Origin of the sequence: Microvirga sesbaniae, from assembly GCF_025460805.1 — a bacterium.
GTDB classification, from domain to species: Bacteria; Pseudomonadota; Alphaproteobacteria; order Rhizobiales; family Beijerinckiaceae; genus Microvirga; species Microvirga sesbaniae.
On sequence record NZ_JAMXFJ010000005.1, the window covers coordinates 1 to 19,321 of the forward strand.

The following is a 19,321-nucleotide window of genomic DNA, read 5'->3' on the forward strand; positions in this document are numbered from 1 at the left end:
CCACTGGACGGCTGTCAGCTCATAACGCTTCGGCTTGGCCATGGGTCAGGCACCAGATCAGCAAATCCAGGGCCCCAGGAATCACAAATCACCCTCAAAGTGAATCCTGAATGTCGATTGGACCTAGAGCATCCGATGGATCCCAAAAGTGCAAGTCCACTTTTCACGTCCGATGCTTTAGGTCCCGCGCGGCTTGGCGCGCCGCGTCGGCGGAGCCGTCAGCGGATCCTCGGGCCAGGGATGCTTGGGATACTGCCCGCGCATGTCCGCGCGCACGGCCGCCCAGGAGCCGCGCCAGAAGCCCGGCAGGTCACGGGTGATCTGAATCGGGCGTTGGGCCGGCGACAGTAGGTGCAGGATGAGCGGCGCCCGCCCGGCCGCGATGGTCGGATGCTTGTCGAGGCCGAACAGCTCCTGTACGCGCACGGCCAGAACGGGCCCTTCCTCGGCTCCGTAATCGATCGGGATCTGCGATCCGGTCGGCACTTCCACATGGGTCGGGGCCTCCGTGTCGAGACGCCGCTGCAGGTTCCAGGGCAGGAGCGCGCGCAGGGCCTCGCTCAGGAGATCGGGACCGATGTCGTTCAAGCCGGTTCTGCCGACGAGATGGGGAGCCAGCCACTCCTCGGCCGTCCGGATCAGGGCTTCGTCGGACAGATCGGGCCATTCCTCGCCCTCGGCCTTCCGGAGGAACATCACGCGTTCGCGCCACTGCGCGAGCGCCTTCGACCACGGCAGGGCATCGAGCCCCAGGGACGCGAGACCTTCGGCCAGGGCCCGTGCCGCCTCGTCGGTCGCCGGTACTTTCAGAGGCCGTTCGTTCAGGAGCAGGGCCCCGAGACGGCGGACGCCGCGCGCTCGCAGGGCCCTGGCCTGCCGGTCGAAGGCGACCTCGTCGCGCTGCTCGATCGTCTCGCCGAACAGGCTCTCGATCTCTTCGGGCGACAGGGCGGCGGCCGCCAGAATGCGCGCCGACGCGGCGCCGCCGGCGATTTCGGCAACGGCGAGATAAGGCTCCCGGGCCAGCCGCTCATGCGCCTCGAGCGCGGCGCCGCGCCCATTGGCCATGAGGTACTCGCCCGGCTTGCCCCGCGCCTTCGCGATCCGGTCGGGAAAAGCCAGCGTCAGCAGGGCGCCGAGAGAATGCGGCTCGCCCGAGGGCCGTGCCACGCCGCTCGGTTTGCTCGGCTTCGAATTGTTCCCGAAAGCCGGGTCCCCTTTCGGGTCCGCCGCCCGGGACCAGCCCTCCGCCATGCGCCGCATGTCCTGCGCCCGGCCCGACCGGTCGCGTCGGAAGCGCTCGACCCGGTCGGCGAGGTCGACCCCGTCGCCGCCCAGGCCGCGCTCGACGAGAACGGCCGCGAGATCCGCCGCGTCGCGCGCCTGCCGGCTCTCGCCCGCCGCAAGAACCATGCGCGCCAGTCGCGGCGGCAGGGGCAGGTCGCGCAGGCGGCGGCCCGTGTCGGTGATGCGCCCGTCCGGATCGAGAGCGCCGAGCTGCTGGAGCAGCGTGCGGGCTTCCTTCAGGGCCGGGGCCGGCGGCGGGTCGAGGAAGGCGAGCGTCGTGGGATCGGCGACGCCCCAGGCGGCGCAGTCGAGGAGCAGGGGTGCGAGATCGGCGGAGAGGATCTCCGGCCGGGCGAAGGGTTCGAGCGCGCCGGTGGCGGCCTCCTCCCAGAGCCGGTAGCACACGCCCGGTTCGGTGCGGCCGGCGCGGCCCCGGCGCTGATCGGCGGCGGCGCGGGAGACCCGCACCGTCTCCAGGCGCGTGAGCCCGATATTCGGCTCGTAGACCGGCACGCGGGCCAGCCCCGAATCGATCACGACCCGCACGCCCTCGATGGTCAGCGAGGTCTCGGCGATGGCGGTGGCGAGCACCACCTTGCGCCGTCCGGGCTTGGCCGGACTGACGGCGAGATCCTGCTCGCCCCGTTCGAGGGCGCCGTAAAGGGGCGCGAGGTCGACCGCGGAATCGGAGATGCGCTCGCGCAGCAGGGTCTCGACCCGTCGGATCTCCCCCTGACCTGGCAGGAAGACCAGGATGGAGCCGCCTTCGGCCCGCAAGCCGCGCGTGACCGCATCCGCCACCTGCTCGTCGATGCGCCGGTTGGGATCACGCCCCAGGTAGCGGGTCTCGACCGGATAGGCGCGGCCTTCCGACTCCACGACGGGCGCCTCGCCGAGGAGACGGGCCACCCGGGCCCCGTCCAGGGTCGCCGACATGACGAGGAGGCGAAGGTCCTCCCTGAGACCGCCCTGCGCATCGAGCGCGAGCGCGAGGCCGAGATCCGCATCGAGGGAGCGCTCGTGGAACTCGTCGAAGAGCACGGCCGCGACGCCGTCGAGGGACGGATCGTCCAAGATCATGCGGGCAAAAACGCCCTCGGTGACGACCTCGATGCGGGTCCTGCGGCTGATCTTGGAGCCCAGGCGGACGCGCAGGCCCACGGTCTCTCCGACCGCCTCTCCGAGAGTCTGCGCCATGCGGGCGGCCGCGGCCCGTGCGGCCAGGCGCCGGGGCTCGAGCACGATGATCCTTCCCCCGTTCATCCACGGCTCGTCGAGAAGCACCAGCGGCACCCGGGTAGTCTTGCCGGCACCCGGAGGGGCGACGAGCACGGCGTTGGGACCCGTGCGCAGGCGCGCCGTCAGGTCCGCGAGGACATCGTCGATGGGAAGGGAGGTGTCGAAAACCCGCATGCCGCCTGATGACGCAAGCGGGCCGGGAGAGCAAGGGTGCTCGCTTGTCATTGCCGGCCTGTGGCCGGCGGGGCAAGGCCCGCCTCGTCATGGCCGGAACAGGCCCGGCCATCCCGATGCGGAAGAGCGCGGCGCTTCAAACAATCGGCGTCACCGGCACAGGGCCGGTGACGACCTGGGTGCGACGTCACACCGGAAAGCCGTATCCCCGCAGCTCCGCCGCCAGATCGATCCCCTCGACGCAGTGGATCGCCCGCATGCCGATGGCGCGGGCGGCCTCCGCGTTGGCCTGGGAATCGTCGATGAATACGCAGTCCTCCGCCTTCAGCCCATAGCGGTCGAGCAGGAGACGGTAGATGGCGGGATCGGGCTTGAGGAGGCGCTCGTCGCCCGACACGACGATGCCGTCGAAGCCCGACAGGAACGGGAAGCGTCTCTGGGACTGGATGAATTTGGGCCCGGAGAAGTTCGTGATGCAGTAATTGGGCACGCCGGCGTCCCGCAGGCGCAGCAGCAGGGCCACGTGTTCCTCGAAGACCCCGGACACGGTCTCGTCCCAGCGCTCGTGGAACGCCCGGATCTGGGGCTCGTGCCTCGGATGATCCTTGACCAGCAGAGCCACGGCCTCGTCCCAGTCGCGGCCCCGGTCCTGCTCCACGTTCCAGTCCGGGGTGCAGACATGGGCGAGGAACCACTCCATCTGCGCCTCGTCGTCGAAGATCCGGCAGTAGAGGTTGCGCGGGTCCCAGCGCAGCAGGACGTTGCCGATGTCGAACACGACGGTCGTGGGCTGCCCCATGGTCAAAGTGCTTCCTTCGATTTCGTCCGCACCGGTTTAGTCGTGCGGCGGCACCCGCACCACCCCCCGAACGGGCAGGTCGCCCTCGAAAGCCGAGGGGCTGTCAAGCCGGCTCCCTCGGCGTCGAGGGAGCCGGAGAGCGACGATCAGCCGCCGATGTTGTAGGCCGCGAGCGCCGCCATGTTGACGATGTCGCTGTCGGTCGCCCCGAGGGAGACGATCTGCACCGGCTTGTCGAGGCCGACCACGAGCGGGCCCAGCACCATCGCGCCGCCGAGCTCCTGCAGCAGCTTGGTCGAGATGGACGCCGAATGGAACGCCGGCATGACGAGCACGTTCGCCGGTCCCGTGAGGCGGCAGAACGGGTATTGCGCCATCACGTCCCGGTTGAGCGCCACGTCGGCCGACATCTCGCCGTCGTATTCGAAATCGACCCGCATGTCGTTGAGGATCTCGACGGCTTCCTGGATCTTCTCCGCGCGCTCCGCCCTCGGATGGCCGAAGGTCGAGAACGAGAGCAGCGCCACCCGCGGCTCGTAGCCGAGACGGCGGGCGACGCCAGCGGACTCGATGGCGATCTCCGCGAGCTCCTGCGCGCTCGGCATCTCGTGGATGGCCGTATCGGCCACGAGAACCGTGCGCCCGCGCGCAAGGCACAGGGACACGCCGATCACGCGGTGTCCGGGCTTGGCATCGATCACGTGGCGCACGTCGGCGAGCGCCGTCGAGTAGTTGCGGGTCGCGCCCGTCACCATGGCGTCCGCATCCCCCAGGGCCACCATGGAGGCGGCAAAGTGGTTGCGGTCCTGGTTGATCATGCGCTGGCAGTCGCGGAACAGATAGCCCTTGCGCTGCAGGCGCTCGTACAGGAACTGCGCGTAGGTCGCGTTGCGCTGGGACAGGCGCGCGTTGTGGATCTCGATGCCCTCGCGGCCTTCGAGCTCGATCCCCGCCTGGTTGGCCGTTTCCTGGATGCGATCCTCGCGCCCGACCAGGATGGCCTTGCCGAGCCCCTGGTTGACGAAGGACAGGGCCGCGCGGATGACCTGCTCCTCCTCGCCCTCCGCGAACACGACGCGCTTCGGGAACTTGCGCACGCGCTCGAAGATGCGGTTGAGCGTGCCGGCCACCGGATCGCGCCGCGCGGAGAGCTGCGCCTTGTAGGATCGCATGTCGACGATCGGACGACGCGCGACCCCCGTGTCCATGGCGGCCCGCGCCACTGCCATGGGAATCGTGTGGATCAGACGCGGATCGAACGGCACGGGAATGATGTATTCGCGCCCGAAGCGCGGACGGGAGCCCTGATAGGCGGCCGCCACCTCGTCCGGCACGTCCTCGCGGGCGAGCTCCGCCAGCGCCTGGGCGGCGGCGATCTTCATCTCCATGTTGATGGTCGTGGCCTGAACGTCGAGCGCGCCGCGGAAGATGTAGGGAAAGCCCAGGACGTTGTTGACCTGGTTCGGATAGTCGGAGCGGCCCGTCGCGATGATCACGTCGTCGCGGATGCGCGCCACCTCCTCCGGGGTGATCTCCGGGTCCGGATTGGCCATGGCGAAGATGATCGGGTTGGGCGCCATGGAGCGGATCATGTCGTCCGTGAACGCTCCCTTGGCCGAGAGGCCGAACACCGCGTCGGCGCCGTTCAGCGCATCCGCGAGAGTGCGCGCGCTCGTATCGGCCGCATGAGCGGATTTCCACTGGTTCATCCCCTCGGTGCGGCCCTGGTAGATCACGCCCTTGGTGTCGCAGAGGATGACGTTGTTGGGCGCAAAGCCCATGGCTTTCAGGAGCTCGGTGCACGCGATGCCGGCGGCGCCCGCGCCGTTCACCACGAGCTTGGTCTTCGCCATGTCGCGGTCGGTCAGATGGAGCGCGTTGATGAGGCCCGCGGCCGCGATGATGGCCGTGCCGTGCTGGTCGTCATGGAAGACGGGAATGTCCATCAGCTCCCGCAGGCGCTCCTCGATGATGAAGCATTCCGGCGCCTTGATGTCCTCGAGGTTGATGCCCCCGAAGGACGGGCCGAGATAGCGCACGCAGTTGATGAAGGCGTCCGCATCCTCCGTGTCGACCTCGAGGTCGATCGAGTCCACGTCGGCGAACCGCTTGAAGAGGACCGACTTGCCCTCCATGACCGGCTTCGAGGCGAGCGCCCCGAGATTGCCGAGGCCCAGGATCGCGGTTCCGTTCGAGATCACCGCCACCATGTTGGACCGGGTGGTGTAGTCGAAGGCCAGGGACGGGTTTTCCGCGATGGCCAGCACCGGCACCGCGACGCCCGGCGAGTAGGCGAGCGACAGATCGCGCTGGGTCGCCATGGGCTTCGTCGGGACGACTTCAAGCTTTCCGGGTCGTCCCTGGGCGTGGAACTGCAGCGCCTCCTGATCGGTGAAGGTGGGACGCTTGCGGCGGATCGGGCGCTGATCGTCGGTCATGAGATATGGTTTCTTTTGTTGCGGGGCGTTTCCAAAGGGGGATGCGACCTTAAGGCATAGGGGGCGCCTTCCTCAAGACTTGTCCACATCCGCCCTTCGGACCCCATGACGCGGATGAAAGGGCGGGCAGGCTTTGCTAAACAGGACGGATGTCGTCCCAAGCCGCCTACAAATCCCCCGAGACCCCACCGCCGAACCCCGCGCCGGCCTCCTCCGCCGCGCAGGACAGCCGCGTCACGCCCATGATGGCGCAATATATCGAGATCAAGGCGGCCAATCCGGACAGCCTGCTCTTCTACCGGATGGGCGACTTCTACGAATTGTTCTTCGAGGATGCCGAGATCGCCAGCCAGGCGCTCGGGATCGTGCTGACCAAGCGGGGCAAGCACCAGGGGCAGGACATCCCCATGTGCGGCGTGCCCGTGGAGCGGGCGGACGACTACCTGCAGCGGCTCATCGGCCTCGGCCACCGGGTCGCGGTCTGCGAGCAGACCGAGGATCCGGCCGAGGCCAAGAAGCGCGGCTCGAAATCCGTCGTGCGCCGCGACGTGGTCCGCCTCGTCACCCCCGGGACGATCACCGAGGAGCGCCTGCTGGAGCCGGGACGGGCCAATTACCTGCTGGCCATCGCCCGCCGCCGCGCCTCCGATACGCAATGGTGCTACGGCCTGGCCGCCGTCGACATATCCACAGGCCATTTCGTGCTGAGCGAAACCGACGGCACGGGCCTGTCCGCCGAGATCGCCCGCTTCGAGCCGCGCGAGATCCTGGTGCCCGACGTCATCCACGACGATCCCGACCTCAGGGGCTTCTGGCAGGAGACCCGCGCGTCCATCACGCCGCTGTCCCGCGAGGGCCTCGATCCGGCCTCCGCCGAGCGGCGGCTCAAGGATTATTTCGGGGTCGCGACGCTCGATGCGTTCGGGGCCTTCAGCCCGGCCGAGATCACCGCGGCCGGCAGCGTGCTCTTCTACGTCGAGAAGACGCAGATCGACAGCCGCCCAGCGCTGAACCCGCCCGCCCGGGACGCCTCCGGGGCGGCGCTTGCGATCGACGCCGCGACCCGGGCCAATCTGGAGCTGACCCGCACCCTCTCCGGCGAACGGGCCGGCAGCCTGCTCGCCACCATCGACTGCACGGTGACGCCGGGCGGCGCCCGGCTTCTCGCCGAGCGGCTCGCCGGCCCCCTCACCCATCCGGGCCAGATCCGCGACCGGCAGGATTCGGTCACGGCCCTCGTCGAGACCAACGACCTGCGCGACCGCCTGCGGCGCATCCTCAAGCGCTCGCCCGATCTGGCCCGCGCCCTGTCCCGGCTGAGTCTCGGGCGCGGTGGACCGCGCGACCTGGCCTGCGTGCGCGACGGCCTGTTCGCTGCCCGCGAGTTGGGTCTCGAACTGGCGATCGCCCCCAATCTGCCGGCGGAGCTGGCGGCGGCCGCGCAGGTGCTCCAGGGTCTCCGCACGGACGTGGCCGACCGGCTTGCGGCAGCCCTTGCCGACGACCTGCCCCTGCTCAGGCGCGATGGCGGCTTCATCCGGGCCGGCTTCGACCCCGCTCTCGACGAGCTGCGCGAGCTGCAGCAGGATTCCCGCCGCTTCATCGCGGCCCTTCAGGCGCGCTACGCCACCGAGACCGGCTGCCGCTCCCTGCGCGTCAAGCACAATCACATGATCGGCTACTTCGTGGAGGTGCCGCAGAATGTGGGCGAGGACCTGCTGAAGGAACCGTTCAAGGATATCTTCGTCCACCGCCAGACCATGGCGGGCGCCATGCGCTTCTCGACCCTGGAGCTCGGCGAGCTCGAAGCGAAGATCGCGTCTGCGGCCGACCGGGCGCTGAAGATCGAACTCGCCCTCTTCGACGAGATGGTCCAGGCCCTGCTGGACCTGGCGGGCGACGTGGCGGCGGCGGCCGAGGCCATCGCGGTCATCGACGTGACGGCGGCTCTCGCCGACCTCGCCATGCGACTGGACTGGACGCGGCCCGTCGTCGACACCAGCCTCGCCTTCGCCGTCAAGGGCGGCCGCCACCCGGTCGTCGAGGCCGCCCTCAAGCGCGAGGGCACGCCCTTCATCGCCAACGATTCGGACCTCTCGGGGAAAAGCGCCGGCCACATCCTGCTGATCACCGGTCCCAACATGGGCGGCAAGTCCACCTATCTGCGCCAGAACGCCCTGATCGTGGTGCTGGCCCAGATGGGATCCTACGTGCCGGCCAGGGAGGCCCATATCGGCATCGTCGACCGGCTCTTCTCCCGCGTGGGCGCCGCCGACGACCTGGCGCGGGGCCGCTCGACCTTCATGGTCGAGATGGTGGAGACCGCCGCCATCCTCAACCAGGCGACCGCGCATTCGCTCGTCATCCTCGACGAGATCGGCCGCGGCACCGCCACCTTCGACGGCCTCTCCATTGCCTGGGCGGCCATCGAGCACCTGCACGAGGCCAATCGCTGCCGGGCCCTGTTCGCCACCCATTTCCATGAGCTGACCGCCCTCGCCGAACGGATGCCGCGCATTTCCAACGCGACCCTGAAGGTGACCGAATGGAACGGCGAGGTGGTGTTCCTGCACGAGGTGGTGCCGGGCGCCGCCGACCGCTCCTACGGGCTGCAGGTGGCGCGTCTGGCCGGCCTGCCCGCTCCCGTCGTCGAACGGGCGAAGACGATCCTGAGCGAGTTGGAGAAATCGGACCGCGAGGCGCCCAAGCGGGCCCTTGTCGACGACCTGCCCCTGTTTGCGGCTCCCGTCCGCGCCGAGCCGGCGCCGCCTCCGAAGCAGGACGTCCTGCGGGAGGCGCTCGATGCCCTGGATCCCGATGCGATGACGCCGCGCGAGGCGCTCGATGCGCTCTACCGCCTCAAGGCGCAGAGATAGCCGGCGGCATCGGGAAAGGCCGGTCAGGAGACCTGCGGGCTACGCTCGCGTGGGGCTGCGCCGAAAGGGACGAAGGTCACCGTCCGCGCTTCGTCGGGCTCACGCAGCTGCCCGGCCGTGACATAGCCCAGGGCCTCACGGACGCCGCGTTCCGTGTAGGGCTTGGCGATGACCCCCCAGGCCCCGGCGAAATCCTCGGGAATGCGCTTGGTGTTCGCCGTCATGAACAGCACGGTCACCTGGAGCTCGCCCGCCAGGCGGCGCGCCACGTCGACCCCGGTCGGACCATCGGACAGATGGATGTCGACGAAGGCCAGGTCGGGCTTGAGTTCGCGGCCGCGTGCGAGGGCATCCCCGGAGGATGCCGCGATCGCCACGACATCGTGGCCCAGATCCTGCAGCAGGCTTTCGAGCTCGAGCGCGATCAGGATCTCATCCTCGACGACGAGGATACGCAACGGCTGCTCGCTACTCAAACCGGGTCTCCTCCGCGTCGACGGGTATCACGATCTCAGCGCGTGTACCTGGCTCCCTGTCGTGCCAAGTCAACCGCCCCTTCAACTGATGGACCAACATCGTGATCAAGGTTCTTCCAAAACTTCCCTCGGGCGGAGGCGAATGATCAAGGCCGACGCCATCGTCCTCGACGGCGATCTGCACGCCGTTTTCGACCCGCTCGATCGCGATTGTCAATTGGCCCCGGCGCCCGTCCGGAAAAGCATGCTTAACGGCATTGCCCACGACCTCGTTCAGCAGAAGAGCCAGAGCGGCCGCCTTGGCGGCCGGGACGCCGAGGGGCTCCACCTGGAGGTTGAGATCGACCTGTCCGTTCGGCAGGGTCGCGGTCAGGTCGCCGGCGAGTTCCGTGGCGAACTCCTTCAGGTTGAACCGGGTCGTGTCCCCGGCGCCATGGAGGAGCCGGTGCGCCGCCGCGAGCGCGCCGACCCGCTCGGCAAGGTCCTGGAGGACCTTTCGCGCCTCCGGGTCCTGAAGGCGTCGCGCCTTCAGGAGGACCAGGGAGGCGATCATCTGGAGGGAATTCTTGGCCCGATGCTCGACTTCGTGGAGCAGCGCCGTCTTCTGCTCGAGCGCGAGGCGCAGATCCTGGGTCCGGCGCTCGACCTTCTCCTCCATGAACGCGCCCGCTTCGAGACGATCCCGGTCGGATTGCGGCGTCGCGCCGGCGCCGTTCAGCAGCATGGTCACCGAGCGCAGTTGGCCGGTGGCGTCATGGACCGGCGACAGGGACAGGGTGCTCCAGAACGGGGATCCATCCGTCCGGCGCCCACGGAATGGGGTTTCGAGCGGCTCTCCGCGATGCAGCGCGGCATCGATCGCGCCGACGGAGGCCGGACCCGCATCGGGAGCCTGGAGCAGGTGCCAGCCGCGGCCGAGCACCTCGCCGGGAGAATGGCCGGTCAGATCGAAGAAGGCCGGGTTGGCGAAGACGATGGGAGCAGGCGTCCGGCTGGGATCGATCATCAGGACGGGCACCCGCAGGGAATGGAAGGCGGCCCTGAAGGAGGCCTCCTGGGAGTCCCACGGTGCGACGGGGGATTCGGCCAGCATCACGATCTCTGGACGCCGATCGAGATCTTTTGGACGAACCGCGCTTTCCCGCCTGAGAAGTCTATCTGCCCCATCGATGGTAGAACCCTTGCGCCTGCGCGATTTTTCCGAGGCTCGGCTCGCAACGCAGTAGGACTCAACGCGACGACGGCCGCGGGGTTCCGCTCCCGGTCGACCGGCTCCCCTGCCTGGCAGATCCCAAAGCGCAACACTATCGCGTTTCGGGCAACTGCGCTAACATCGGGGCCGGCAAGGAGATGAAGCCGAATGGTGACGCGCGTTTCCACCGTTGCGTTCGAAGGAATCGAGGCGCGCGCAGTCGATGTGCAGGTCCAGGTCACCCCCGGATCGGTGACCTTCATGATCGTCGGCCTCCCCGACAAGGCGGTGGCGGAATCCCGCGAGCGGGTCCGCTCCGCCCTGATCGCCTCCGGCCTCGCCCTGCCGGCGAAGCGCATCACGGTCAATCTGGCCCCCGCCGATCTGCCGAAGGAAGGCAGCCATTACGACCTGCCCATCGCCCTCGCGGTCATGGCGGCCATCGGGGCCGTCCCGGCGGACGCGCTGAACGGCTTCACGGTCCTGAGCGAACTCGCGCTCGACGGAACGATCACCGCGGTGGCGGGCGTCCTGCCTGCCGCCATGGCGGCCTATGAGCGCGAGCATGGCCTGATCTGTCCCGAGGCCTGCGGGTCCGAAGCCGCCTGGGCCGGCAGCGACATCGAGATCCTGGCGCCGCGCTCCCTGATCCAGCTCGCCAACCATTTCAAGGGCACCCAGGTGATGGCGCGGCCGGAACCGGCCATCCTGCCGGCCACCGGCTCCCTGCCGGACCTGCGCGACATCAAGGGCCAGGAGAGTGCGAAGCGCACCCTCGAGATCGCCGCGGCCGGCGCCCACAACCTGCTCATGAACGGCCCTCCCGGCGCCGGCAAGTCCATGCTCGCCCAGCGCCTGCCGTCCATTCTGCCGCCGCTGTCGCCGCGGGAACTGCTGGAGGTGTCGATGATCCAGTCGGTGGCGGGTCTTCTCGCGGACGGCGCTCTCTCGGACCGCCGCCCGTTCCGGGCTCCGCACCACTCGGCCTCCATGGCGGCGCTCGTGGGCGGCGGGCCCAATGCCCGTCCCGGCGAGGCCTCCCTGGCGCATCACGGGGTGCTCTTCCTCGACGAGTTGCCGGAGTTCCAGCCGCAGGTCCTCGATTCCCTGCGCCAGCCGCTGGAGGCCGGCGAGATCCTGATCGCCCGGGCCAGTCATCGCGTCACCTACCCGGCGCGCTTCCAGCTCGTGGCGGCGATGAATCCCTGCCGGTGCGGGCAGGCGACCGAGCCGGGCCATGTGTGCCGGCGCCAGCCGAACGAGCGCTGCGTCGCGCAGTACCAGGCGCGCCTGTCGGGCCCGCTCCTCGACCGCATCGATCTCGCCATCGATGTCCCGGCCGTTACGGCGGCCGACCTGATCCTGCCGCCGCCCGTGGAGGGCTCGGCCGAGGCGGCGGCCCGGGTCGCCCGGGCCCGGGAGCGGCAGGCGAAGCGCTATGCGGGCCTGAACCTCGCAGGGGTCGCGACCAATGCGGCCTGCCCGCCGGCTCTCCTGGAGGAGGTGGCGCGGCCCGACCCGGAAGGCCTGTCCCTCATCCGCGACGCCGCCAACGCCATGCGCCTGTCGGCCCGCGGCTTCCACCGCGTGCTCAAGGTGGGGCGCACCCTCGCCGACCTCGACGGGGAGGATCGCGTCCGGCGCATCCACGTGGCCGAAGCCCTGTCCTACCGCGCCCATGCGGACCGGCGCCCCGCGGCTGCCTAGAGGATCTCGTGGGCGCCGCGCGCCGCCTTGCGGGCGCCGGTGCCGATCTCGATATTTTCCACCGGGACGCTTATGTTTTCTGTCACAAAACAGTTTGGAATGGGTTTTATGTCAGGGTTGAAGCGGGACGGCGCCACGGCTGAGTCCTTCCCGGAGGCACGACCCTGTGAGGCAGCGATGAACCTATCTCCGTTGAACGAGGCGGCCGATCGTCCCGTTGGGCCGGGCATGCGCCCGCAGGGCCTGACCCAGCTCATTCCCGGCAAGGACCGGGTCGTGCGCGATTACGGCAACCTCGATCCCGTGCTCGGCCGGATCGGCTCGCTGGAAGTGCGCCTTGCGACCACCGCCAGGGAGATCAGGAGGGCCCAGCGCCTGCGCTTCAAGGTCTTCTACGAGGAGATGTCGGCCTCCCCCGGCGGCGCAGCCCTGATCTCGCGCCGGGACGTGGATGCGTACGATTTCATCTGCGACCACCTTCTCGTGCTCGACCACGATGTGAAGCCCAAGGCCTTCCGCCCGGCCAAACCGAAGGTGATCGGGACCTACCGGCTGCTGCGCCAGGACGTGGCGACCCGGCATGGCGGCTTCTACACCCGCGGGGAATACGACATCGCACCCCTGCTCAAGGCGCATCCCGGTCTGCGTTTCCTGGAGCTCGGGCGCTCCTGCGTGCTCGAGGCCTACCGCACCAGGCGCACCGTCGAGCTGCTCTGGCACGGCATCTGGGCCTATGTCCTCCACCACAAGATCGACGTGATGCTGGGCTGCGCGAGCCTCGAGGGCACCGAGCCGCGGGATCTGGCCCTGCCCCTGAGCTTCCTGCACCATTACGCGGCCGCCCCGGCCGAGTGGCAGGCCCGCGCGCTGCCGGAGCGCTTCACCGCGATGGACATCCTGCCCAAGGACGCCGTCGATCCGAAGGCCGCGCTTCACGCGCTGCCGCCTCTGATCAAGGGCTATCTGCGCCTCGGCGCCACGTTCGGCACGGGCGCGGTGATCGACCGGCAGTTCGGCACCACGGACGTGCTCGTCGTCCTGCCGGTCGCGGCGATCAACCCGCGCTACATCGACCATTTCGGCCCGACGGCGAACCGCCACGCGGCCTGAAGGCTCACGCCGCGACGGCGCGGCGCCACTCCTCACGCACGTCCGGGTCCTCTTCTCGCTCCAGGCGCCCGGCCGCATGGCGGGCGGCCGTTTCCGGCGGGAGCAGCCGGCCGATGGCCCAGACGGCCATGGCGCGCACCAGGGGCGAGGCATCGTCGAGGAGGCGCAGGGCCTCGTCGGCCAGGTCCGCCTCGCCCGAGTTGCCGATGGCGACGAGCACGTTGCGGATGAAGCGGTCGCGGCCGGTGCGCTTGATCGGGGTGCCGGCGAAGCGGGTGCGGAAGGCCGGGTCGTCGAGCCGCGCCAACTCCTTGAGCGGGAGCGAGGCCAGATCCTCCCTCTGAACGAGCCGCGCCTCCCGTCCCGCCTGGGCGAATTTGTTCCACGGGCAGACCGCGAGGCAATCGTCGCAGCCGAAGATGCGGTTGCCGATGCCCGGCCGCAGCTCCTCCGGAATATGCCCCTTGTGCTCGATGGTGAGATACGAGATGCAGCGGCGCGCATCGAGCTGATAAGGCGCGGGAAAGGCCTTGGTCGGGCAGACGTCGAGGCAGCGCCGGCACGAGCCGCAGCGGTCGCGCTCGGGCTCGTCCGCCGGCAGCTCCGCCGTGGTGAAGATGGCGCCCAGGAACAGCCAGTCGCCGAACTCCCGCGAGACCACGACCGTGTGCTTGCCCTGCCAGCCGAGGCCGGCCGCCTCCGCGAGCGGCTTTTCCATCACGGGCGCCGTGTCGACGAAGACCTTCACGTCGGACGAGGCCTTCGCGGCGAGAAAGCCCGCCGCCTCCTTGAGCTTGCCCTTGATCACGTCGTGGTAGTCGCGGTTGCGGGCATAGACCGAGATGTAGCCGCGATCTCTGTCGGCCAGTTCGGCCAGCGGGTCCCTGTCGGGGCCGTAGTTCAGCCCGAGCAGGATGATGCTGCGCACCTCGGGCCACAGGGCCCGCGGGTCGGCGCGGCGCTCCGCCGTCTCGGCCATCCAGTCCATCGACCCGTGATGGCCGGCCGCGAGCCAGGCGTTGAGCCGCTCGGGCGCCAGCGGGATCGCGTCGGGCCTGGCGATGCGGACCGCCTCGAAGCCGAGCGCCGTCGCACGCGCGATGAACGCCTGCTTGAGAGCCGCGCCGTCTAGAAATCCAGGTTGTCGTAATGCTCCGCCGGCGCCATCCCCGGCACCCGGTCCGCGAGGAGCGCGCGGAAGGACGGCCGGGACTTGATCCTGGCGTACCAATGCTTCGCTGTTTCGTCCTCGTCCCATGGCACGTCGCCGAGATAATCCACCACCGACAGATGGGCGGCCGCCGCCAGATCCGCATAGGTCATCTGGTCGCCGGCCAACCAATTCCGCTGGGAAATCAGAAAACCGATATATTTGAGATGGTATCGCACATTGGTCTGGGCGGCGCGAATCGCCCCCATGTCGGGCGGGCCGCCGCCCAGCTCGATGGGCATGAACCGCTTATAGATCTTTTCCGTGGCGAGATAGTCCGAGACCTCGCCGTGGAACTTCACCAGGAACCAGTCGAGCAGGCGGCGGACCTCGACCCGCGGCAGGAGATCCCGCGGCAGGAAGCGCCGGTCCCGCAGATCCTCGCCCCGCGTCTCGTCGATGTACTCCGCAAGACCCATGGGCCCTGCGACGGCGATCCCGCTATCGTCGACGAAGAGCGGCAGGTTTCCGGCCGGGTTGATCTCGAGATAGGCAATGCGCCGGTCCCACGGCTTCTCCTCGATCACATCCGGCTCGAGGCCGAGCTCCGCGAAGACGAGGCGCGCGAACCGCGACTGCGGACAGAACGGGTAAGAATGCAGGATGGCCATGAATCTATGAGTGATGCGAAACAGGCGGCGAGAATAAGGCCGTGCTTCGTTAAGGGTTGGTAAGGAATATTGGTGAATCTCATGTCCGTGATGCACAAGGGTCACGCTGACAGCGCAAACCTTGCTTGACAGACACGGCCTGCTCCCGCATCTGGCGCCGTTTTCAGGATTTTCAACGATGTCGCAAATCATCGAGGCGCTCTTTCTCGGCCTCATCGAAGGCTTGACGGAATTTCTTCCGGTCTCCTCCACGGGCCATCTGCTCCTCGTCGGCCACTTTCTCGGCTTCGAGTCGACGGGCAAGACCTTCGAAGTCCTGATCCAGCTCGGCGCGATCCTGGCGATCCTGTCCGTGTACTTCAACAAGCTCTGGTCCATCGCCCGGGCCCTGCCGCACGATCCGATGGCGCGCCACTTCGTCGTCGGCGTCCTCATCGCCTTTTTGCCGGCGGCCGTGATCGGCGCGGCGCTGCACGGCTTCATCAAGGAGGTGCTCTTCGATCCCTGGATCGTGTGCACGACCCTGATCGTCGGCGGCTTCGTGCTTCTCGCCATCGACCGCCTGCCGCTCGAAGCGACCAAGACCGACGCGACCCGCTTTCCGCTCTCGATGTACTTCAAGATCGGCCTCATCCAGTGCGCCGCCATGGTTCCCGGCGTCTCGCGGTCCGGCGCGACCATCGTGGGCGCCATGCTGATGGGCGCCTCGAAGCGCGCGGCGGCCGAGTTCTCGTTCTTCCTCGCCATGCCGACCATGGCCGGGGCCTTCGCGTACGACCTCCTGAAGAACTACAAGTTCCTCTCCGCCAACGATGCGGCGATCATCGGGGCGGGCTTCCTCTCCGCCTTCGTCGCGGCGCTCCTGGTGGTGAAGCTGCTCCTGGACTACGTGTCTCGCCACGGCTTCACGCCCTTCGCCTATTGGCGAATCCTCGTGGGCGCGGCCGGCCTTGCCGGCCTGATCGTCTACGGCTGAGCGATGCCCACGCGCGACGAGGCCCTGGCGGTCACCCTCTCCATCGCGGTTGCCCTGCTGATGGTGGTCCTCGCGGTCGTCGCGGGGGCGAGCGCCGGGCCGGCGCCGACGGCCGAGGCCGGGCCGCCCGATCCCGCCTGTGTCGAATGGACCGACAGCTGCGTGGTCTGCTCCCGGGCGCCGGGCGGCCTCGCCTGCTCGACGCCGGGGATCGCCTGCACGCGGGGCGCGCCGCGCTGCCTGCGGCGGTAGCGGATTTCGGCGAATCGACCGGCCGCTTCTGACCCCGCCGCTTCACCCCGCTACGTCATGACCGAGCGTGTCCCGGCGATGACGTCGAGCGCCACCAGGCAGGACACCCTACGGGATCATCAAGACACCCTACGGGATCGTCTTGTCCGGGTAGCGGCACAGGTCGTTGACCGGGCAGCGCCAGCATTCGGGCCGGCGGGCCTTGCAGATGTAGCGGCCGTGCAGGATCAGCCAGTGATGGGCGTGGAGCCGGAACTCGTCCGGGATCAGAGCCTCGAGCGCCTCCTGCGTCTCCAGGGGCGTCCGGGTGATCGCCAGCGGCAGCCGGTTGGTGACCCGGAAGATGTGCGTGTCGACCGCCACGCGCGGATCCCCGAAGGCGATGTTGACCACGACGCTCGCGGTCTTGCGCCCGACCCCCGGCAGGGTCTCCAGGATCTCGACGGAATTGGGGACCTCGCCGCCGAACTCCTCCACGAGGCGCCGGGCCGCCGCGATCACGTTCTTCGCCTTGGTGTTGAAGAAGTTCAGCGTCCGGATATGCTCGCGCAGTCCCTCCTCGCCGAGGTCGAGCATCCTCTGCGGCGTATCGGCGACGGGGAACAGCGCCTTCGTCGCCTTGTTGACGCCCACGTCTGTCGCCTGCGCGGAGAGCGCCACGGCGACCAGCAGCGTATAGGGGTTCGTGTAGTCGAGCTCGCCCCGGGGCTCCGGATTGGCTGCGTGCAGGCGCCGGAAGATCTCGACCATCGTGGCCCGGTCGACGGGCTTCGGGGTGCGCGCCTTCAGGGCCCGGCCGACCGCCTTCGCCGGGACGGCGGGCTTGGTCCTGGGCTTGGCTCTGGGCTTGGAATCGCGGCGGCGGGCAGGCTTCAGATCGGACATTTCTGCGTTATACTTGAGGTATGACCAGCGGCAAGGCAACAGATGGCGGGATCGACCGGTTCGAGCAGCCGGTGTTTTCGGCCGTGATCCGCCCGCACCGGTCCCTGAGCCCGCAGGGGTTCAGGATTGTCATGGTGCTGGTCTGCCTCGTCTCGGTGGTGGCGAGCCTGCCCTTCGTGATCATGGGCTTCTGGCCGGTCGCCGGCTTCTTCGGCCTCGATTTCCTCGGCCTCTACATCGCCTTCCGGGTCAGCTACCGCCAGGGGGAGGCCTTCGAACTCCTGGAGCTGACCCCGATCCGCCTCCTGTTCCGCAAGGTCAGTCCCCGCGGCGAGGTAAGGGACTGGCAGTTCAACCCGCTCTGGACCCGGCTCGACCGCCAGATCGACGACGAATACGGCATGCAGCACCTCTCCCTGACGTCCCGCAACAGGCAGGTCGAGATCGCCCGTGACCTGTCCCCGCCCGAACGCGAGACCCTGGCGGAGGCCCTCGGCCGGGCCCTGGCGGACGTGAAACGGGGTCATTGAGACAACTCCAGCACCTGGAGGCCCGCAGCCGTTTGGCTGCGAGCCTGAAGCGGGATCGAGGGTGGCGAGAGGGGCGGGCCGCCTCGATGCCTGTGGGTGGGAGACGGACGAGCCGGACGGCCCCTCTCGCACGCACCCCACCCTCCCCGTCATGGCCGGGCTTGTCCCGGCCATCCCGATCGGAAGGGCGTGGCGCCTCTCGCATCGGGATCACCGGCACAAGGCCGGTGATGACGGGGAGAGGTGGTCTGGGCCGGTGACAACACCCTCCCAGGTCATGGCAACCTCCGCCCTTCCTGCCACCCTCCCCACGTCATGGCCGGGCCTGTCCCGGCCATCCCGATGGTCCGAAGCGCCGCGCCCTTCCGATCGGGATCACCGGCACAAGGCCGGTGATGACGTGGAGGGGGACAGACCGGGCGGAAGGTGCCATGACGCGCGGACTTGGCCCAACGGGCGGAGGACGACGGAGCGGCCGCGGGATGGCGGCCGGGCGGCTGTCGGCGGCGTCCGATCCGGGGTTCAAAGGGCCCCGTGGAAAGGCGCGCGAGCGTCACAGAAATCGGGTGTCACCCCCCTGCCCGGCCCGCTAGGATGAGCGTCAATCAGGATGACAGCCATGCTCGATACCTTGCGCGACATCACCATCGAACCGGGCGCGATCACCGTGCCGGACGAGCCCCATTCCGACTACGAGCGGGTGCGCCGGATCATCGCGTTCATCTCGCAGCGCTGGCGCGACCAGCCCTCTCTGGAAGCCATCGCCGACCATGTGGGGCTCTCCACCACCCATGTGCACCATCTCTTCCGTCGCTGGGCGGGCCTGAGCCCGAAGGCCTTCCTGCAGGCCCTGACCCTCGACAACGCCAAGGCGCTGCTGGCCGATTCCGCCAGCGTGCTCGACGCCACCTACGAGGTCGGCCTGTCGGGACCGGCCCGGCTGCACGACCTGTTCGTCACCCATGAGGCCATGACGCCGGGGGACTACAAGGCGGGCGGACAGGGGCTGACCATGCGGTACGGCTTCCACCCCTCCCCCTTCGGCGAGGCGGTGCTGATCGCCACCGACCGGGGGCTGGCGGGCCTCGGCTTCGTCGATGACGGCGATCGGACGGCGGCGCTCGCGGACCTGACCCGCCGCTGGCCCAGGGCCACCTACCTGGAGGACGAGGCCGCCACCGCGCCGCTCGCCCGGCGCATCTTCAACCCGTCGCAATGGCAGGCGGAGCAGCCCCTGCGGGTGGTGCTGATCGGCACGGATTTCGAGGTGCGGGTCTGGCAGACCCTCCTGCGCATCCCCCGCGACCGGGCCACCACCTATTCCGACATCGCCCGCCATATCGGCCGGCCCTCCGCATGCCGGGCTGTCGGCGCGGCGGTGGGCAAGAACCCGGTCTCCTTCGTGGTCCCCTGCCACCGGGTGCTCGGCCGCTCCGGAGCCCTGACCGGCTATCATTGGGGCCTGACCCGCAAGCAGGCGATCCTGGGCTGGGAGGCCGGGCAGGCCTTCGGCACGGCGGCTTGAAGCATTAGACGGACCCGGGACATCCGTCCTCGGC

At 69.0% G+C, this 19,321-nt stretch carries 16 protein-coding genes; 7 read left to right on the forward strand and 9 right to left on the reverse strand.

Translation table 11 applies throughout. From position 1 onward, the window contains the following. Window positions 1–177 precede the first annotated feature (177 nt). The 3 genes from hrpB to OCW50_RS09695 form a co-directional block, all read right to left on the reverse strand. Window positions 178–2,700, reverse strand: a complete 2,523-nt coding sequence (gene hrpB / locus OCW50_RS09685) for an ATP-dependent helicase HrpB (RefSeq protein WP_262297337.1) — start codon at window positions 2,698–2,700, stop codon at window positions 178–180. A 187-nt stretch (window positions 2,701–2,887) separates the two neighbouring features. Continuing rightward, the gene (locus OCW50_RS09690) at window positions 2,888–3,499 is read right to left on the reverse strand and encodes an HAD family hydrolase (protein WP_262297338.1); all 612 of its coding nucleotides are present in this window, start codon (window positions 3,497–3,499) and stop codon (window positions 2,888–2,890) included. 146 nt (window positions 3,500–3,645) lie between these two features. Continuing rightward, entirely contained in the window at window positions 3,646–5,937 is a 2,292-nt protein-coding gene (locus OCW50_RS09695) for an NADP-dependent malic enzyme (RefSeq protein WP_262297339.1), read from the reverse strand. Between the two features lie 149 nt (window positions 5,938–6,086). Between OCW50_RS09695 and mutS the strand changes: the two genes are divergently transcribed. Next, window positions 6,087–8,813, forward strand: coding sequence for a DNA mismatch repair protein MutS (mutS, locus tag OCW50_RS09700; protein ID WP_262297340.1), 2,727 nt, complete (start codon window positions 6,087–6,089; stop codon window positions 8,811–8,813). 23 nt (window positions 8,814–8,836) lie between these two features. On the opposite strand, the gene OCW50_RS09705 is transcribed toward mutS, so the two are convergent. Both OCW50_RS09705 and OCW50_RS09710 read right to left on the reverse strand, forming a co-directional pair. Then, window positions 8,837–9,289, reverse strand: coding sequence for a response regulator (locus tag OCW50_RS09705; protein WP_262297341.1), 453 nt, complete (start codon window positions 9,287–9,289; stop codon window positions 8,837–8,839). Next, the gene (locus OCW50_RS09710; protein WP_262297342.1) at window positions 9,282–10,382 is read right to left on the reverse strand and encodes a sensor histidine kinase; all 1,101 of its coding nucleotides are present in this window, start codon (window positions 10,380–10,382) and stop codon (window positions 9,282–9,284) included. The genes OCW50_RS09705 and OCW50_RS09710 overlap by 8 nt, the downstream gene beginning before the upstream one ends. Before the next feature lie 267 nt (window positions 10,383–10,649). Here OCW50_RS09710 and OCW50_RS09715 point away from each other — a divergent pair, with 267 nt between their 5' ends. After that, the gene (locus OCW50_RS09715; RefSeq protein ID WP_262297343.1) at window positions 10,650–12,188 is read left to right on the forward strand and encodes a YifB family Mg chelatase-like AAA ATPase; all 1,539 of its coding nucleotides are present in this window, start codon (window positions 10,650–10,652) and stop codon (window positions 12,186–12,188) included. Here OCW50_RS09715 and OCW50_RS09720 read toward each other — a convergent pair. Then, the gene (locus tag OCW50_RS09720; protein ID WP_262297344.1) at window positions 12,185–12,325 is read right to left on the reverse strand and encodes a hypothetical protein; all 141 of its coding nucleotides are present in this window, start codon (window positions 12,323–12,325) and stop codon (window positions 12,185–12,187) included. The genes OCW50_RS09715 and OCW50_RS09720 overlap by 4 nt on opposite strands. Before the next feature lie 40 nt (window positions 12,326–12,365). On the opposite strand from OCW50_RS09720, the gene olsB reads away from it, so the two are divergent. After that, window positions 12,366–13,298: a l-ornithine N(alpha)-acyltransferase gene (gene olsB / locus OCW50_RS09725; RefSeq protein ID WP_262297345.1), complete on the forward strand. Its 933-nt coding sequence runs from the start codon at window positions 12,366–12,368 to the stop codon at window positions 13,296–13,298. Between the two features lie 4 nt (window positions 13,299–13,302). Here the strand turns inward: olsB and queG are convergent, their stop codons facing one another. Next, on the reverse strand, window positions 13,303–14,529 hold the full coding sequence (gene queG, locus OCW50_RS09730; protein WP_262297346.1) for a tRNA epoxyqueuosine(34) reductase QueG: 1,227 nt from the start codon (window positions 14,527–14,529) through the stop codon (window positions 13,303–13,305). After that, window positions 14,427–15,119 carry a glutathione S-transferase family protein gene (locus tag OCW50_RS09735; protein ID WP_262297347.1) on the reverse strand — a complete coding sequence of 231 codons (693 nt, stop codon included), beginning with the start codon at window positions 15,117–15,119 and terminating at the stop codon, window positions 14,427–14,429. The genes queG and OCW50_RS09735 overlap by 103 nt, the downstream gene beginning before the upstream one ends. A 178-nt stretch (window positions 15,120–15,297) precedes the next feature. Between OCW50_RS09735 and OCW50_RS09740 the strand changes: the two genes are divergently transcribed. Both OCW50_RS09740 and OCW50_RS09745 read left to right on the forward strand, forming a co-directional pair. Beyond that, window positions 15,298–16,095: an undecaprenyl-diphosphate phosphatase gene (locus OCW50_RS09740; protein WP_262269398.1), complete on the forward strand. Its 798-nt coding sequence runs from the start codon at window positions 15,298–15,300 to the stop codon at window positions 16,093–16,095. Between the two features lie 3 nt (window positions 16,096–16,098). Beyond that, window positions 16,099–16,347 (forward strand): hypothetical protein, encoded by a 249-nt coding sequence (locus OCW50_RS09745; RefSeq protein ID WP_262269397.1) that lies wholly within the window; start codon window positions 16,099–16,101, stop codon window positions 16,345–16,347. Window positions 16,348–16,476: 129 nt separating this feature from the next. On the opposite strand, the gene nth is transcribed toward OCW50_RS09745, so the two are convergent. After that, window positions 16,477–17,232, reverse strand: coding sequence for an endonuclease III (gene nth, locus OCW50_RS09750; RefSeq protein WP_373371357.1), 756 nt, complete (start codon window positions 17,230–17,232; stop codon window positions 16,477–16,479). A 20-nt stretch (window positions 17,233–17,252) separates the two neighbouring features. Between nth and OCW50_RS09755 the strand changes: the two genes are divergently transcribed. Together OCW50_RS09755 and OCW50_RS09760 are read left to right on the forward strand one after the other, a co-directional pair. Then, a complete protein-coding gene (locus tag OCW50_RS09755) occupies window positions 17,253–17,762 on the forward strand; it encodes a DUF2244 domain-containing protein (protein ID WP_262269396.1) in 510 nt (169 codons plus the stop codon). Between the two features lie 610 nt (window positions 17,763–18,372). Then, the gene (locus tag OCW50_RS09760) at window positions 18,373–19,287 is read left to right on the forward strand and encodes a methylated-DNA--[protein]-cysteine S-methyltransferase (protein ID WP_262297348.1); all 915 of its coding nucleotides are present in this window, start codon (window positions 18,373–18,375) and stop codon (window positions 19,285–19,287) included. Window positions 19,288–19,321 lie beyond the last annotated feature (34 nt).